The organism is Halomonas icarae, from assembly GCF_009901955.1.
Lineage (GTDB): Bacteria > Pseudomonadota > Gammaproteobacteria > Pseudomonadales > Halomonadaceae > Halomonas > Halomonas icarae.
Map to the genome: position 1 here is coordinate 1,590,576 of NZ_WUTS01000001.1, position 15,074 is coordinate 1,605,649.

The 15,074-nt window shown below is 65.5% G+C and carries 13 protein-coding genes; 3 read left to right on the forward strand and 10 right to left on the reverse strand.

Features of this window, described 5'->3' with window-relative positions:
• The first annotated feature begins 22 nt into the window (after positions 1–22).
• Together GRB80_RS07375 and GRB80_RS07380 are read left to right on the forward strand one after the other, a co-directional pair.
• Complete coding sequence (locus tag GRB80_RS07375) at positions 23–2,905, forward strand: bifunctional diguanylate cyclase/phosphodiesterase (RefSeq protein ID WP_161423100.1); 2,883 nt, start codon at positions 23–25, stop codon at positions 2,903–2,905.
• A gap of 9 nt (positions 2,906–2,914) precedes the next feature.
• Positions 2,915–3,730 carry a PEP-CTERM/exosortase system-associated acyltransferase gene (locus GRB80_RS07380; protein WP_161423101.1) on the forward strand — a complete coding sequence of 272 codons (816 nt, stop codon included), beginning with the start codon at positions 2,915–2,917 and terminating at the stop codon, positions 3,728–3,730.
• On the opposite strand, the gene GRB80_RS07385 is transcribed toward GRB80_RS07380, so the two are convergent.
• The 8 genes from GRB80_RS07385 to GRB80_RS07420 form a co-directional block, all read right to left on the reverse strand.
• Positions 3,727–4,800, reverse strand: coding sequence for a DUF3541 domain-containing protein (locus tag GRB80_RS07385; RefSeq protein WP_161423102.1), 1,074 nt, complete (start codon positions 4,798–4,800; stop codon positions 3,727–3,729). The two genes, GRB80_RS07380 and GRB80_RS07385, sit on opposite strands and share 4 nt — an antisense overlap.
• On the reverse strand, positions 4,797–5,549 hold the full coding sequence (locus tag GRB80_RS07390; RefSeq protein ID WP_161423103.1) for a trimeric intracellular cation channel family protein: 753 nt from the start codon (positions 5,547–5,549) through the stop codon (positions 4,797–4,799). The genes GRB80_RS07385 and GRB80_RS07390 overlap by 4 nt, the downstream gene beginning before the upstream one ends.
• Before the next feature lie 73 nt (positions 5,550–5,622).
• A complete protein-coding gene (zapE, locus tag GRB80_RS07395; protein ID WP_309663519.1) occupies positions 5,623–6,822 on the reverse strand; it encodes a cell division protein ZapE in 1,200 nt (399 codons plus the stop codon).
• A complete protein-coding gene (gene astB, locus GRB80_RS07400) occupies positions 6,819–8,207 on the reverse strand; it encodes an N-succinylarginine dihydrolase (RefSeq protein WP_309663517.1) in 1,389 nt (462 codons plus the stop codon). The genes zapE and astB overlap by 4 nt, the downstream gene beginning before the upstream one ends.
• Positions 8,204–9,673 carry a succinylglutamate-semialdehyde dehydrogenase gene (gene astD / locus GRB80_RS07405; protein WP_161423104.1) on the reverse strand — a complete coding sequence of 490 codons (1,470 nt, stop codon included), beginning with the start codon at positions 9,671–9,673 and terminating at the stop codon, positions 8,204–8,206. Before astD ends, astB begins: the two co-directional genes overlap by 4 nt.
• Positions 9,670–10,719 carry an arginine N-succinyltransferase gene (astA, locus tag GRB80_RS07410; RefSeq protein WP_161423105.1) on the reverse strand — a complete coding sequence of 350 codons (1,050 nt, stop codon included), beginning with the start codon at positions 10,717–10,719 and terminating at the stop codon, positions 9,670–9,672. The genes astD and astA overlap by 4 nt, the downstream gene beginning before the upstream one ends.
• Positions 10,719–11,807: an arginine N-succinyltransferase gene (locus GRB80_RS07415; protein WP_161423106.1), complete on the reverse strand. Its 1,089-nt coding sequence runs from the start codon at positions 11,805–11,807 to the stop codon at positions 10,719–10,721. Before GRB80_RS07415 ends, astA begins: the two co-directional genes overlap by 1 nt.
• Positions 11,808–11,827: 20 nt before the next feature.
• Positions 11,828–13,042 (reverse strand): aspartate aminotransferase family protein, encoded by a 1,215-nt coding sequence (locus tag GRB80_RS07420; protein WP_161423107.1) that lies wholly within the window; start codon positions 13,040–13,042, stop codon positions 11,828–11,830.
• A 167-nt stretch (positions 13,043–13,209) separates the two neighbouring features.
• Between GRB80_RS07420 and GRB80_RS07425 the strand changes: the two genes are divergently transcribed.
• Positions 13,210–13,827 carry a class I SAM-dependent methyltransferase gene (locus GRB80_RS07425; RefSeq protein WP_161423108.1) on the forward strand — a complete coding sequence of 206 codons (618 nt, stop codon included), beginning with the start codon at positions 13,210–13,212 and terminating at the stop codon, positions 13,825–13,827.
• Here the strand turns inward: GRB80_RS07425 and GRB80_RS07430 are convergent, their stop codons facing one another.
• Both GRB80_RS07430 and GRB80_RS07435 read right to left on the reverse strand, forming a co-directional pair.
• Entirely contained in the window at positions 13,828–14,784 is a 957-nt protein-coding gene (locus GRB80_RS07430; protein WP_202597182.1) for a GlxA family transcriptional regulator, read from the reverse strand. It abuts the gene before it with no gap.
• A gap of 77 nt (positions 14,785–14,861) precedes the next feature.
• Positions 14,862–15,071, reverse strand: a complete 210-nt coding sequence (locus GRB80_RS07435; protein ID WP_132042014.1) for a hypothetical protein — start codon at positions 15,069–15,071, stop codon at positions 14,862–14,864.
• Positions 15,072–15,074: the final 3 nt, after the last annotated feature.

Below are 15,074 nucleotides of genomic sequence, written 5' to 3' on the forward strand. Positions count from 1 at the left end.
CGAACCAGGATGCCTTGGCGAAATGAGATCAGCGCCTCCCCCCGCAGTACGCCGTCGACGCCTCAGCCTGACCTGGCGTGTCATCGCCTTGAGCAGTCTGCTGGTGCTGGGTCTTGTACTGGCGTTCTCATGGATCGGCCATGCCAATCTGTCGCGACAGTTCGAGCAGAGCAGGCTGAAAAACGCTCAACGTCAGGCCAGTGAAATGCATCAGGCCATTCAGCGTTCAGAGGAGAGCGTTCGCCAACTCGCCTCGCTGGTGGCCGCGACCCAAGGGCTGGGGGCCGCGCTGCCGGATCGCGGGGGCGAAGCACTGCCGGAGACACTGGAGCCGCAGTGGCCAACACTCCAGCTGGAATCTGGAGTCGACGAAATTCTTATCTTCGACACCCAGGGAACACAGACGGCCAGCTGGGGCGCTGCCCAGTCATCGCATGGACGACCGGTGCAGCGCTGGGTCCAACGGGTCATCGATACCGACAAGCCGCTGACGTCCCTGCGCTGTAGCATTGATTGTCGACAGTACGCGGCAGTTCCAGTACTGGTCGAAGGCAGAAGCGTCGGGGTGGTGGTCCTGTCGCGCTCGCTGGCCGACGTCATGCGCCAGGCCCACCAGATCACCCAGGGCGACGTCGGCCTGCTACTGGTCGAAGGGACGCAGAGCAGGGACCTCCCCGAAGAGCGCTGGTTGAGTGAGTGGCGAGGGCAGCTGATCGCCCTGACCGGGCAGGACGAGAGCCTGCCGGCGCTGCGTCAGGCCTCCCGTGAGACTCGTCTCGAGGAGCTCACACAGCGCCCCTATCGTTTTCGCCATGCAACGCGCGAAATAGAAGTAAGCGGCGTGTCCATGAGCGAAGACGACGATCAGCGAGGTGCTGGCTACATTCTCTTCACCAACGATATTACCGACCAGGTCGAGGCCATCCGCCAGGATACTCGCACCCTGGCGATCATCGGTCTCGGCGGCTGGCTGGCCGCTGAACTGCTGTTGCTGGCCATTCTGCTCAGCCCCATGGCACGGCTGCGCCGCATCTCGGGCATACTGCCGAGCCTGGCCCAGGGAGAGTTCGACAGCGCCAGGAGGGCCATTCCTCGCCCCGACAGCCGCTTCCCGGATGAGATCGATAGCCTCGAAGGTGCAACCCTGCATCTGGCCAATCAGCTGGAGGATCTCGAGGAAGAGGTTGGCATACGTGGTGACGAGCTGGCCGCACGCGTGGAGGAACTGGCTCAGGAGCGTGACTTCATCGGCAGTCTGCTCGACACCGCTCGGGTCTTTATCATTACTCTGGATGCCGACGACCGCATCACCCTGGTCAACGACTATGCGCTATCCGTCATGGGGGTAAACGAGAAGCTGCTGCTCAAGCGACTCTTCGACGATGTGTTCGGCCCCCATAGCCAGCCGCTAGTCGGCATCGACGGCAGGGGCCAGGAGGAGCGTCTGCTGGTCACTCCCAATGGGCACCAACACACCATCGCCTGGTATCACGCCCCCCTGCCAGGCATGGCCGGGGAGGCGGCTGGCAGGATCTCTGTTGGGCTCGATATCACCGAGCGCAAGGTGGCCGAGGCCCGGCTGACCTGGCTGGCCGAGCGTGACCCGCTGACCGGACTCTACAACCGCCGCTTCTTCAAGGAAGCCCTCGATGACGCGATCACACAGGAGCACTCCGGCGCCCTTCTGCTGCTCGACCTGGACCAGTTCAAGGACGTCAATGAACTCAGCGGTCATCAGGCCGGCGATCAGCTTCTGCGCCAGGTAGCCAGGGTAATGCAGGAGGAGCTGGGGCACCGCGGTACTCTGGCACGCCTGGGCGGCGACGAATTTGCCTTGCTGGTGAGAGGTGCCGACAGAAACCTGGCGACCCGTATCGCTCAGCAGATCAATCAGCTCCTTGCCACCGTGACGCTTGAGCTGGGCGAGCGACGCCACCGGATCGCGGCAAGCACCGGTATTGCCCTCTTCCCGACGCATGGCGACAACGCGACCGACCTGCTGGCCAGTGCCGACATGGCGATGTACAAGGCCAAGGAGTCGAGCAGTCAGCGCTGGCACCTGCTATCGACGCTCGAGAATGCCCGCGGTGAGCTCAAGGAACGCGTCTACTGGGAGGAGCGCATTCATCGCGCCCTGGAAGAGAACGCCTTTGTACTGATGGTGCAGCCCATCGTGCGGCTTAGGGATCGCGATATCCGCCACTATGAAGTGCTGATCCGGATGCAGGACGATAGCGGCGAGTTGATCTCTCCGGGCGCGTTTATCTCGGTGGCCGAACATAGCGGTCAGATCCTTCAGATCGATCGATGGGTCATCCATCAGGCCCTTGACGTGCTGGCCAAGCTGAAGGGCAAGGAGATCAGCCTGGCCATCAACCTTTCCGGTCCCTCGCTCCACGATGAAGACCTGAAGCAATATCTTGCCGAAGAGATCATCACCAGTGGTGTTGCTCCCGAGCAGCTGATCCTGGAGGTTACCGAGACGGCCGCAGTCACTGATTTCGCCACCGCTCGCGGTGTATTGCAGTCGCTGCGCGATTTGGGGTGTCGTACTGCATTGGATGACTTTGGCGTAGGCTTCAGTAACTTCCACTATCTGAGCCGGCTGCCGGTCGATTATATCAAGATTGACGGTAGCTTTATCCGTCAGCTGCTGGACGACAACGAAAGCCGTGTTATCGTCAAGGCTATTGCCGATATCGCCAACGGCTTCGACAAGCAGGTCGTAGCAGAATTCGTCGAACAGGAAGCTCAGCTGCCAATCCTGGCCTCCTATGGAATTTCCTATGGCCAAGGTTACTATCTCGGTAGCCCGATAAAAGCCAGCACAGCCTTTGCACTCAACGAGAACCATGACTTTGCCTCAGACACTCCCCCCCGCTCAGACACTCCCCATCACTACTAAGCAGCCTGAATGAAGAGCCTGCGACCTGATAACGAAGCCGCAAAGGACACGACCCTCTTGCTGGCACGTTTCATGACAGAGTTCAGCTTCCAGATCGCCCGCAGTGAAGCAGAGAGGGAGCAGGCTTTTCGACTGCGCCATGACGTGTATTGCGAAGAAATCAAAGGCATTCCACCCACGGATCCCGTGCGCCGTCTGGAATACGACATCTTCGATAATGAGGCACTGCACTGCCTGGTTCGTCATCGCACCACCGGTCTGACTGCCGCCTGCACCCGACTCGTCACCCCCTTACCCGGAGCCGACGCTCCCCTCGACAGGCTTCCTCTGCAATCCTATGCGGAGGAGAGCCTGTACGACTCACCCCTGCATCCTGACCAGGCGACAAGAGGAAGCTTCTATGAAATTTCACGGCTGGCGATATCGCCACACTTCAGGCCGACACTGAAGGGTAAGCAGGCCTGCGGGCACTCATCCTCGCCTGACCAGGCCCGCTTCAGGGACAGGCGAACCTTCTCCTTTCTGGCCAACGCTCTCTTCCTTTCGGGGTGTGCCGTTGGCCGATTGACCGGCACTCACCTGGCCTACGCCATGATGGAGCCACGGTTGCACCGTCTTCTTTCCATGTCGGGGTTCCACTTCACCCAGGTGGGGGGAGAGATCGATCTCCACGGCAAGAGACGCGCCTACTGCATTAGCCGGAAACAGGCCGAAGCCGGCATGAACCCTCAACTCGTCCCGTTATACCAGCACATACAGAAGCAGCTGTCTGAACAGCTCGAATCAACAAGCCGACTACCGCAAACAGCGGCGACCAATCTTTAGAGAGCCGGCCAGGCAGGCCCCGGATACAGCCGCCCCTGCCACCCCAGCACCATGATCGCCAACACATTGCGGTGCTCGCCCTCCTCCAGGTTGGTGCTGCGGTCCGGCGAGGGAATCATGCCGCTGGCGGGTTCCACCGCCGCGGCCAGGAGGTCACGAATCTGCCTGACCAGCGGATGCTCCTCCTGGCCGGCGAGCAGGAAGCTCAACGCCACCTCCGCCTGGATATCCTCGGTGGCGTCGCGCATGATCCGCTCGGACTGTTCCGAGAATGCTTCGAGTATCCAGGCATACTCCTCGTCATCCACTTTCTGCTGGTAGTAACGGCTCGCGGCAATGATGAAGTGTGTCAGCCCGTAGAGCCAGTTGCGATACTCGGCGGTCGACAGGAGCGCCAGAGTGTCCGGGGGATAGCGCCGCCGGAAGACGGCCTCCACCTCCCGGCGCAGATCCATCACGCCGAGCTGGTGAAGGAAGTGCACCTGATTGGCGACCTGGGCGGCATAGACTTCCAGCACTTCCGGGTCGGTCAGGAACGCCTCCCAGGGTAGATCTTCCAGATAGTCCAGCGCCCGCTCATGGCCGGGAACCTCGTCCAGCATGCCGTGGCAGTGCGCCTGCACCAGTCGGAACAGCAGCCCCTTGGCATAGGCGAACTCGCCCCACCGGGAGAACATCTCGGCCCGGGCACGCTGCTTTGCGGTGCGCCGCGGGTACCCCTCGACGCTCTCTCTGGCGAGCCGTTCGATCTGCCCTGGCACTGCGAGCTCGGCAATCTCGGCCTCCAGGCGCCCCGCCAGGTGCAGCATATACTCACGGTTGGCCGGCAGGTAACGCTCCTCGCCGCTCACTCGGTAGAGGCGCTGGGCGTAGTGGCGGCGCTTGCCGCCGGAGAGTTCGGGGAGCACGGCTTCATAGGTCGCCCGGATTCGCTCCGCCGCCAGCCGGTGGCGTTCGGCCGGGCCGGCATCGAGCTGCTGCACGGCACAGGCCGAAAGCTGCAGCGCCAGCACACAGAGGGCAAGCCATGACAGCTGCCGCGCGTGGAGGCTGGGCAGGGGCAGGCTCATGAGCGTTTCTTCCTGCGCCGTGACTGCTCGGGACGAATCATGCGGACTCTTACCTTGGGCCGTGGTGGCTCGGCAGGCGGTGCCGGCGGCTCGCCCTTGGCGACCGGCGGAGATGGCTCGGGAGTTCTAGGGATCTCCACCCAGGCAAAGGTCGGCAGAGCCAGCCGCCAGTATATGGCGGCCAGGCGGATACCGAGAGTCGTCAGCAGCGACAGGGCAATGGCCAGGGGGCCGGGAGCCCCGAACGCATCCAGACTCACATAGGCGGTTCCACCGGCGATCGCCGCGGTGGCGTAGATCTCCTCACGCAGCACCATGGGCACACGGCGCGCCAGCACATCGCGCACCATGCCGCCGGCCACCCCGGTCATCATCCCCATCAGTACGGCCACCAGCCCCGACGTCCCCATCTGGAGCGCCTTGTGGGCACCGATCACCACGAACAGCGCCAGCCCAAAGGCATCGGCCACCGGCAGAAAGCCGCGCGAGAGGCGGTGGATATAGTGGAACCCGAGGATGGCGAGGGCCACCGTGGCCAGGATGACCCACAGGTAGGTCGGGTCGGTGACCCAGAATACCGGCCGTACACCGAGCACGAGGTCGCGCAGGGTGCCTCCGCCGATACCGGTCACGGCGGCCAGCACCAGCATGCCGAAGGGGTCCATGCTCTTGCGGCAGGCCAGCACCACCCCCGACAACGCAAAGACAATGACTCCCGCCAGGTCCAGCCAGTAGATCAACTCATTCACGGTATGCCCTCTCCCGCTGGTCCGGCCTCGAATGGCCGCACAGCATAGACCATGTCACACGGCTCCGAAGGAGTCAGTCTCCTCCTGTGCCGAATCGGGCCAGCTGCATCTCCCGCAGCCGACTGAGGGTGCGTCGAAAGGGAAAGGCCAGGTGTCCCTGGGGATAGAGCGCCTCCATGGCGACTTCCGCCTCCAGATAGAGCGGCGTGCGTCGGTCATAGCACTCGTCGACCAGGGCGATGAAACGCCGCACGCCATCATCGCGGCGCGTCAGCGGTGGCAGCTCCCGATCTCCCGCCTCGACACGGCTGACGCCATCCTCGGTTCCCCTGGCGATGCCTCGCACCAGAGGTGCATCACTCAGGCAGGGCACGTCATCGAGCAGGATATGCCCAAAGCGGTCGACCAGCTCGATGAAGTCCAGCGCCGCCAGGGGTTGCTCGCAGAGCTCCGAGTAGCCGCACCAGACGACCGAGTCGCTGCGCCCAAGCACCGCGATGGTGCGATGGCCCAGTTCGATGGGGGCCTGGGTCGTCTGCTCGCCGGCCGTCAGCTCGTCGAAGAGAGTGGGCAGCGCCCTCGGGCTTCCGCTCTCGACGACCCAATAGCGCTGATGGCGGCGCCCGGGATGCAAACGATGATCCTGCTCCTCGCCGAGATCGACGGTACGCATATGGCGCTCGATGGCGGCAATGGCGGGCAGGAAGCGCTCGCGATTGAAGCCGTCGGCATACAGCTGATGAGGTGCCTGATTGGAGGTGCAGACCAGCACGACACCCTGCTCGAAGAGTGCCGTCAGGAGACCGCCAAGCAGCATGGCATCGGCGATATCGTTGACGAACAGCTCGTCGAGACAGAGCACGCGGACCTCGGCCGCCAGCTCCCGGGCCAGGGCAACCAGAGGTTCCGGGGTGCCGCCGAGCTGGAACTGTCGACGGTGCACCCAGCGCATGAAGTGATGGAAGTGCTGACGTCGCGCGGGCACGCGAAGGCCCCGATGGAAGGCGTCCATCAGCCAGGTCTTGCCGCGCCCCACTGGCCCCCACAGGTAGACGCCCGCCACCCGGGGCTGTGGCGCCACGGCATGCACGTCATCGAAACAGGCCTCGAGGGCCTCGGCGGCGACCCGCTGGGGCCTGTCCTCGACGAACCCCTGGTGGGCCAGGGCATGCCGATAGGCGCTCAACGGCGTGCTCGTCACGAGAGGCCGGCGGGACGTCTCCTCACTCAATGCCTCACCGGGCAGCGCCTCATCACGTCTCGGTTGCGTCACACCCCCTCCAGCTGGAAGGGATAGACGCTACCGATGCCCAGCAGCTGGCTGAGTTCATCGAGTGCCGTCAGTGTCTCCCTGGCCAGGGCCGGATCGGCGAGATCCTCGGGGGTGAGGCGGTCGCGGTAGTGACGCTTCACCCAGCCCACCAGCTCGGCATGCAGCGCGTCATCGAGCAGCACACGACCGGAGAGCGCGGCACGCTCCTCGGCCGCCAGCACCACCCGCAGTCGCAGACAGGCGGGGCCACCACCATTACGCATGCTCTGCTTGACGTCCTTGACCACCACCTCGCCGATGGGGTTGGCCCCGGCCAGCAGATGGTCCTGCAGGGTACGCCAGACACTCTCGTTCTCTCGACACTCGCCGGGCACCACCAGGGTCATGGAGCCATCCGCATTGGAGAGCAGCTGTGAGTTGAAGAGATACGACCCCACCGCATCCTCGAGACTCACCGCCTCTCGGGGGATTCGCAGGGGAATCAGCGGCGTGCTCATGCGCTCGCGCAGGGCCTCCAGGGTGCCCTCCTCATCCAGGAAGGCCATCTCGTGGTAGAGCAGCACCGGGCCGTTGCCCACCGCGATCACATCGTTGTGGAAGACCCCGGCGTCGATGGCCCCGGGGTGCTGCTGAGCGAATACCGTCTGCGCCGCGGAGAGGCCATGCTGGCGCGCCACCGCCTGGCTCGCCTCCAGGGTCTGACGCGCCGGAAAGCGCCGGGGCGCCGGGTTCTCCTGATTGCCCCAGCCGAAGGCGGTGCGGCCATAGACGTAGAGATGCACTCCCGCCTCGCCATGCTCGCCGGCCAGGCGGGTATGGTTGGCCGCCCCCTCGTCGGAGAAGGCCGGGGTGGCGGGCAGCACCGGATGGTGGGCGAAGCGCGCCGGGTCGCGGAAGATCGCCGCCAGCACGCGTCCGGTGGTGGCGGGCTCGAGATAGCGGTGGAAGCTCGACTGCAGGTTGGCAGGGGTAAAGTGCACGCGGCCATCGGGAGCATCTCGGCTGGGCGTCACGGTAGCGGCATTGGCGGTCCACATGCTCGCGGCGGAACATACCGCGCGCAGTAGCTGCGGCGCCTCGCCAGCGGCCCGTGCCAGCACCTGCTCATCACTGCCGGTAAAGCCCAGCGTTCGCAACGCGCCCAGGTCCGGGCGCTGCTGGGGCGGCAGCACTCCCTGGAGGTAGCCGGCATTCATCAACGCCTTCATCTTGGCCAGCCCCTGCAGGGCCCCCTCCCTGGGGTTGGCCTCCAGGCCCCCATGGCGCATCGATGCCACATTGCCCAGCGCCAGGCCGGCATAGTTGTGGGTGGGGCCCACCAGGCCATCAAAATTGACCTCACGGTAATCCGTGAGACCCTGCTCTGGCTTCAGGTTCTCGTTCACAGGCTCACTCCCGGGGGCAGCTGGTCGGGCAGGTGCAGGTCTTCGCTCTCCATGGAGGCCACCGGATAGGCACAGTAGTCCGCCGCGTAGTAGGCACTCGGCCGATGGTTGCCGCTATCCCCCACCCCGCCGAAGGGAGCATCGCCGGAGGCGCCGGTGGTCTGGCGGTTCCAGTTGACGATGCCCGCCCGAATGCGCAGCAGGAAGTCGTCCCAGTCGGCGGGCGTGCCACCGATCAGCCCCGCAGACAACCCGTAGCGAGTGGCATTGGCCAGCTCCAGCGCCTCGTCCCAGCTGCGGTAACGATGCACCCGCAGCAACGGGCCGAAGTGCTCCTCGTCGGGCACCTCCAGGCCGGTGACATCGATCAGCGCCGGACTGAGCAGGCTGGTGCCCTCCTCGAGTCGCTCCATGCGCGCCAGCACCGTGCCACCCTGCGCCTCCAGGGCCGCCTGGGCCGCCAGCAGGCCGTCGGCGGCGGCCACGCTGACCAGGCCGCCGTAGAAGGGGGCCGGTTCGCTGAAGGGGGCGGCGACCCGCAACCGTGAGATGGCATCCACCAGGGCCTCGACAAGGCGGTCGCCCACATCCCCCTCGGGTACGATCAGGCGACGCGCGCAGGTGCAACGCTGGCCGCCGGAGAGAAAGGCCGACTGCAGGATGGTCAGGACCGCGGCATCCTGGTCGGGCACGTCCCGGATCACCAGCGGATTGTTGCCGCCCAGCTCCAGCGCCAGGATCTTGTCCAGCTGACCAGCGAACTGACGGTGCAGGATCCCCCCCACCTTGGCGCTGCCGGTGAACAGCAGGCCATCGATGCCGGGGTGTGCGGCCAGTGCCTGACCGGTCTCCGCTCCGCCCTGCACCAGGTTGATCACCCCGGCCGGCAGGCCCGCCTCCTGCCAGCACTGCAGGGTCAGGTCAGCGGTAAGCGGCGACTGCTCGCTGGGCTTGAACACGACACTGTTGCCGGCCAGCAGCGCCGGCACCATATGACCGTTGGGCAGATGCCCCGGGAAGTTATAGGGACCGAACACCGCCATCACCCCATGAGGCCGATGACGCAGCACGGCACGCGCCTCTCCCAGGTCACGCTCGCGCTGACCGGTACGCTCCTGACAGGCTCGCAGCGAGATCGCCACCTTGCCGATCATGGCACCCACCTCCGTGCGCGCCTCCCACAGCGGCTTGCCGGTCTCGTGAGCGATCGCCGCCGCCAGATCCTCGCGGTGGGTCTCCAGCACCTCCCGAAAACGCTCCACCAGCGCCTGGCGCTCGGCGAAGGAGGTCCGGGCCCAGTCCGGAAAGGCCTCGCGTGCCGCATCCACCGCGGCGGCGACGTCCTCGGCGCTGGCACCTCCGCCCTGCCACAGAGCCTCGTTCGTTACCCCATCGAGCTTGGTAAAGGGTGCAGCGGCACCCTCGCGCCAGCGATCACCGATCAGCAACGACTGGGTCGGCTTCATGATGCATCCTCCTCGGTATCCAGGATTCGCAGAGTCGCGCCCGTCTCCACTTCGAGGCGGGCCGCCTCGGCTGCAGTAAGGTGCAGGGTGCCATCCGCATCGGGACCGCGCCCCACCCAGGCGGCACGGAAGTGAGCCATCTCGGTGGTTGCCGCCAGCCAGCGCGGACGCTCGCTTGGCTCGGTCAGGCCAGTATCGGTCTTCGCCACACAGCGTCGTGACAGGCGCACTCCTCGCACATCATCGAGATAGGCCTCGACGGTAGGGCCACCATCGAAGATGTCGATGTAGCCTTCCCAGCGCAGTCCCTCCTTCTTTAGCATGGCCAGGGCCGGCCGGGTCTGCTCGTGAACCTTGCCGATGCAGGCCCGCGCCTCGTCGGAGAGGAAGGGGGTGTAGATCGGATACTTGGGCATCAGCTCCCCGATAAAGCTCTTCTGGCCCAGCCCGGTCAGGCGGTCGGCCTCATCGAAATCCATGGGGAAGAAGTGGCTGCCCAGGCAGTACCAGAAGGGACTCTTGCCCTGCTCGTCGAAGACTCCACGCATCTCCGCGAGCACCTTCTCGGGGAAGCGGTCGCGAAACTCCGCCATGAACAGCCAGCGCACCATGGAGAGCAGGGCGCCGTTACGCTCGTGTCGGTGGTCGCCGCCGCGGTAGGCGGGGCGCAGAAACAGCGAGGCCACCTCCGCGTCACCGGTGTGATCCGAACACAGGAACAGGGTGTCGATGGTGCGATGCAGGTCGAGCTGCACCGATGAGTGGGCCAGTGTTCCCAGACGGTAGTGATAGAAAGGCGTTTCGCGCCCCACCTCACCCTCGATGGCACAGCAGCCGGCGAGTTGACCGCTGACTTCATCCTCGAGCACGAAGAAGTAGTTGCGACGCCCGGGGGGTGTGCGTTCCAGGAAGGTGTCGGTGGTGGCGGCGATCTTTGCGGCCAGGAAGTCGCGATTGTCGGGCAGCGACGTGAAGCCGACGCCGGTCTCCCGGGCCAGCGCCTGAAGCTCCTCCAGATCACCCTCGGCGATGGGTCGAATACGCATTACAGCTCCCCCTCGTCATAGCCCGGGTCATGAACCTCGCCCGACGGATCCTCGCCGCCGGGCAGGCTGAGTGGCGCGGCCAGCACCGCACGCCCCTCCTCCACGCCCAGCACCTCGGCATGCTCCGGCGAGAGCATCAACTGACCGGTGGGGGATAGCGCGTAGCGTGCCACCAGGCAGCGGTAGTCGGCCAGACGCTGGTTGGCGATCATGGCCGGTTCGGCATCGGGCAGGGTGTGGGCGGGACGGATGCGCACGGGATGCCAGGCGGCGCGACGGAAGCTGTGCAGGCGCTCCCGCTCGGCCTTGATCACCGGGCCGGCGTCGAAGATATCGACGTGACGGGAGCGCTGAAACCCTTCGCCGAGCATCTCCGCCAGGGCTACCTCATGGTCGGGGTGTTCACGACCGATGGCGGCCCGTGCCTGGGGCGTAAGCAGCGAGAGGTAGAGCGGAAACTGCGGCATCACCTCGGCGATAAAGCTCTTCGAGCGCACCCCGGCCAGGGTATTGATCTCTTCATAGTCACGCACGAAGAAGTGGCGCCCCACGCTGTTCCAGAAAGGCGACTCTCCATCCACGTCCAGATAGCCCGGGAAGGCCATGGCCAGCAGCTTGGCAAAGCGCTCGGGATACTGAGCGATCAGCATCAGGCGTGCTCGTCGCAACAGGCTCTCGGCGCTGGTGCCACGGTAGCGCGGCGCCAGCGAGTAGGCACACAGCAGACTCGCCTCAGAGACCTCGTGGGATAGCGCCAGGGTCTGCACCTCACGACGCACATTGAGCTGTTGGGAGGCGTGGATCAGCGTCTCCTGGCGATAGGTGTAGTAGGCATCCTGGGCGCCGGCCTGGGCCCGCACGGTAGCGGTACCCACCACCTCGCCAAGGACCAGGTCCTCGAGCACGAAGGTATAGTGCTCGTCACCGGGGCACTCCACCGACTTGGTGAAGGCCTGACGCGAGCGTGCGATACGCTCCTCGAGACGATCGCGATGGACCGGGAGGTTGGTAAGTCGCGGCACGGCGCCCCCCGCCAGCCGCTCCAGGGCGGGCAGATCGGCCGCGGCAATCGGACGCACGACGAGCATGGTGGCGTCTCCTCTCTCGTTCACGAGGCATCGACCAGGCGCGCCACGGCTCGCTCCAGACGTACCATGCCCTCGGCAATATCGGCTTCGGGAATCACCAGCGAGGGTGCCATGCGCAACACATTGGGCCCGGCGACCAGGGCCATCACACCCTCCTCGATGGCCAGCGGCAGGATATCCTTGGCCCGGTCACGCCACGCCTCGCTCATCTCGGCACCGACCAGCAGTCCCATGCCGCGCACTTCGCGGAACACCCCGTACCTGGCGTTGATCGCCTCCAGATGCTCACGGAACAGGTCGTGACGCTGCCTGACGCCCTCCAGCACCTCGGGGGTGTCGATATATTCGATGGCCGCAAGTGCCACCGCCGAGGCCAGCGGGTTGCCACCATAGGTGGAGCCATGGGTGCCCATGGAAAAGGACGGCGCGACACGGTCGGTGGCCAGCATGGCACCTACCGGGAAGCCGCCACCCAGGGCCTTGGCGCTGGTGAGAATATCCGGGGTCACGCCGAGCTGCTGGTAAGCATAGAGCGAGCCGGTACGGCCCACGCCAGTCTGCACCTCGTCGAAGATCAGCAGGGCATCGTGGGCATCGCACAGGTCGCGCAGCCCCTGCAGGAAGTCACGCTGACCGGGCAGCACCCCACCCTCGCCCTGCATCGGTTCCACCATCACCGCGCAGGTATCGTCGTTGATCAGGTCCCGTACACTGTCGAGATTGTTGTACTCACCATGGACGATGCCACCCGGCACCGGGCCGAACCCCTGGGCATACTTGGGCTGACCGCCCACGCTGACGGTGAAGAAGGTGCGCCCGTGAAAGGATTGGGAGAAGGAGACGATACGGTGCTTGTGTTCACCGGCCTGATCGAAGGCCCAGCGCCGGGCCAGCTTGAGCGCTGCCTCGTTGGCCTCTCCCCCGGAGGAGCACAGGAACACCTTGTCGGCGAAGGTGCGCTCCACCAGGGTACGCGCCAGCTTGAGGGCAGGCTCGTTGGTATAGACGTTGGAGAGATGCCAGAGCCGATCGGCCTGCTCCTTGAGCGCCTCGACCAGCACCGGATGGCAGTGTCCCAGCCCGTTGACCGCAATGCCGCCGGCGAAGTCGATATATTCACGGCCCTGCTGGTCCCACAGTCGGCTGCCTTCGCCGCGCACCGGAATCACCTGCTGGGGGGAGTAGTTCGGCACCATGTAGTGGTCGAAGTCGGCGCGGGTCGGGGTCTGGCTCATGACATCCTCCTGTGAAGTCGGGAAAGCGCATTCTGGATGCGCCAGCCCTCGAGTATAGAGAGACGCGCCCCTCTTCGCTTTCAGCGTTGGGACGCCAACTTTTGAAAAAGCCCCCCACTCCAGCTGGTTGGGCTAGGCTGGAGACGTTCCCCTGCGAGGAGCCGCGCATGTTCAATACCACCACCTGGAACCGACGGCGCTATAGCCTCTATGCGCCCATCTACGACGCCGTGGCCCGGCGCGTCTTCCGCCGTGCACGCCGCATCGCCCTCTCCCAGGTGCACTGGCAGCGCGGCATGCGGGTGCTGGTGGTGGGCGCCGGTACCGGGCTCGATCTCTACTTCCTGCCCCGGGACGTCGAACTGCATGCCAGCGACCTTGCGCCGGCCATGGTGCGACGTCTCGCGCGCCGCGCCGAATCGCTGGGCATGGACGTCCAGACCACGGTGATGGATGCCGAGTGCCTGGAGTACCCGGACGACCACTTCGATGTGGTGGTGATGCACCTGATACTCGCGGTGATGCCCGACCCGCAGCGTGGTCTGGACGAGGCAAGGCGGGTGATGAAACCGGACGGCCAGCTATGCGTGCTGGACAAGTTTCAGGCCGATGATCGCCCCTCCGGCATGGGTCGCCAGGCCCTCAACGCCCTGACCTCGGCCATCGCCACCGACATTACCCGTCAGGCCCGCCCGCTGCTCGAGGCCGGCGGCTTCGTTATCGAGCAGGATACGCCGGTGATGATGGGCTCGCTGGTTCGCGCCCTGCTGGCCAGGCCGGCCTGATCAGCTCAGGCGCTCTTCGCTGGGCGTTTGTCCGAAGTGGTTGCGGTAGGTGGTGGAGAAGTGCGCCGCCGAGGAGAAGCCGGTCAGCAGAGCGATCTCGCCCGCCGGACGGTCGCTCTCGCGCAGCAGGCGCCGGGCCCGCTGCAGCCGAAGCCCCATGTAGTAGCGGCTCGGCACCGCCTGCAGGTGTTTCTTGAACAGGCGCTCCAGCTGGCGACGGGAGACCCCCAGATGCTCGGCCAGCTCATGGGTCGTCAGGGGCTCCTCGATATTGGCTTCCATCAGGCTCACGGCATCGACCAGGCTCTGAGGAGCGCCGGCCAGCGGCGCCGATGACTGGGGCTCGTCGGCCATGCGGACTCGCTCCAGCACGAAGTGCGCCGAGACCCGCTCGGCAAGCTCGCTGCCATGATGCGTCGCTATCAGGGTCATCATCATGTCCATGGCCGCGGTACCGCCGCCGCAGGTCAACCGGTCGCGGTCGATCTCGAACAGCTGACGCGAGAGGCGGACCCTCGGATGAGCGCCCGCCACCGCCTCGAACCGAGGCCAGGGCACCGTGGCCCGATAACCGTCGAGCAGGCCGGCACTGGCCAGCAGCTCGGCACCACCACCGATGCCCGCCAGGCTGCGTCCCTGGGCGGCCAGCCGCCGTAGCCAGACAAGCAGCGTCGGCTCCGGTGCCTCGCCCCAGGGAGCGCAGACCAACAGCAGGTCTAGGGCGTCATCCTTGGCGATGGCGCGATCGGGAGTCAGCACCTGACGCGAACCGCTGGGAACCGGACGATCATCCAGCCCCAGGGTGACGAGAGAATAGAGAGGAGTGTCGGCCAGCCGATTGGCCACCGCCAACGGCTCGGTGGCACATGCCTCGGACAGCAGGGAGAATCCCGGCATTACCACCACCCCTACCCGACGCAGGGGTGAGGCGGTGGAGGTGGCTGGCATATCGGGCATGCGGGACTCTCGAAACAACAGGATCGCCCATTGTAGCCAAAGCCCCGACTCGCGGCAGCCCTACCGGTCGCGCACGGCTAGCCGCTCATGCCCACCACCAGTAGATAACCCAGCACGGCAACCGCCAGCACGATGACCAGCGGCAGCAGCCAAGGCAGGCCCCGGGAGGGCTCGCGCGCCTCGGGCTGCGTCTCATCGGGCTCGGGGTGGGCGAAGTCTTCGGGCTCGTTCACTTCCTTGAGGTGCTGCAGTTCCTCTTCGGGGGTCTGGCTCTGACGGGTATCCATGCG

Excerpts from the sequence above, each read along its gene's own strand:
- GRB80_RS07420 (WP_161423107.1), bottom strand. The coding sequence starts at position 13,042 with ATGAGCCAGACCCCGACCCGCGCCGACTTCGACCACTACATGGTGCCG.
- GRB80_RS07375 (WP_161423100.1), top strand. The coding sequence starts at position 23 with ATGAGATCAGCGCCTCCCCCCGCAGTACGCCGTCGACGCCTCAGCCTG.
- astA (WP_161423105.1), bottom strand. The coding sequence starts at position 10,719 with ATGCGTATTCGACCCATCGCCGAGGGTGATCTGGAGGAGCTTCAGGCG.
- GRB80_RS07385 (WP_161423102.1), bottom strand. The coding sequence starts at position 4,800 with ATGAGCCTGCCCCTGCCCAGCCTCCACGCGCGGCAGCTGTCATGGCTT.
- astD (WP_161423104.1), bottom strand. The coding sequence starts at position 9,673 with ATGAAGCCGACCCAGTCGTTGCTGATCGGTGATCGCTGGCGCGAGGGT.
- GRB80_RS07425 (WP_161423108.1), top strand. The coding sequence starts at position 13,210 with ATGTTCAATACCACCACCTGGAACCGACGGCGCTATAGCCTCTATGCG.
- GRB80_RS07430 (WP_202597182.1), bottom strand. The coding sequence starts at position 14,784 with ATGCCCGATATGCCAGCCACCTCCACCGCCTCACCCCTGCGTCGGGTA.
- GRB80_RS07435 (WP_132042014.1), bottom strand. The coding sequence starts at position 15,071 with ATGGATACCCGTCAGAGCCAGACCCCCGAAGAGGAACTGCAGCACCTC.
- GRB80_RS07415 (WP_161423106.1), bottom strand. The coding sequence starts at position 11,807 with ATGCTCGTCGTGCGTCCGATTGCCGCGGCCGATCTGCCCGCCCTGGAG.
- GRB80_RS07380 (WP_161423101.1), top strand. The coding sequence starts at position 2,915 with ATGAAGAGCCTGCGACCTGATAACGAAGCCGCAAAGGACACGACCCTC.